The following is a 686-nucleotide window of genomic DNA, read 5'->3' as shown; positions in this document are numbered from 1 at the left end:
AGCGGTCGGTAGGTGATGCCCGCGGCCGCGCACGCCGTGGGTCCGCGGTAGCCGACGTCGTCGGACGCGGGCTCCTCGGCAGCCGTGGCGCGTGTCGCGACCGGCTGCCCGGGCGCCGACCCGGCCCCGCCTCCAGGAAGCGGATACGGACCGCCTGCCGCCGTGCCCTCGCCGGTGCTTCTCACGCCGACCTCCGTCCTTGACCTGCCTTCTCGACGGTAGGCAGTCACTCGGGGTGCGTCAACGATCGCCACACTCGGCACGCCGAGTGATAATCACCCTGGGAGTGGTTTACCACGACGCTTCGCCGGGAACGGCTGGCCGAATGCCCACCGCGACCACCGTCAGCGACTCACTGGCTGTTGGTGTCGAAGTCTTCCGGAGAGATCTGGTCGAGGAACTCGCGGAACTTCTCCACCTCGTCCTCCTGCTCGTCCGGGATGGCGATGCCCGCGTCGTCCAACACACCGTCGCTGCCGTAGATCGGCGTTCCGGTGCGCAGCGCCAGCGCTATGGCGTCCGACGGGCGAGCGCTGACCTCCACCCCGCTCGCGAAGACCAGCTCCGCGTAGAAGACGCCCTCCCGCAGGTCGGTGATCCGGACCTCGGTGAGTTCCTGCCCCACCGCTACCAGCACGTCCTTGAAAAGGTCATGGGTCAGTGGTCGCGCGGGGGCCATGCCCTGC

The 686-nt window shown here is 69.2% G+C and carries 1 protein-coding gene and 1 pseudogene; both read right to left on the bottom strand.

The window, feature by feature from the left end; all coding sequences use genetic code 11:
- A pseudogene (locus KUM32_RS39010) lies at positions 1-185 on the bottom strand (MerR family transcriptional regulator); the annotation flags it as partial.
- A gap of 167 nt (positions 186-352) precedes the next feature.
- Positions 353-686 (bottom strand): bifunctional nuclease family protein (locus KUM32_RS39005; protein ID WP_217146513.1); only part of this gene is annotated, 334 nt, incomplete at its 5' end.

The sequence above is a fragment of the Streptomyces sp. AC627_RSS907 genome, assembly GCF_019049165.1.
Note: the sequence above shows the minus strand (reverse complement) of the source record. Positions and strands in the feature narration are given on the sequence as shown.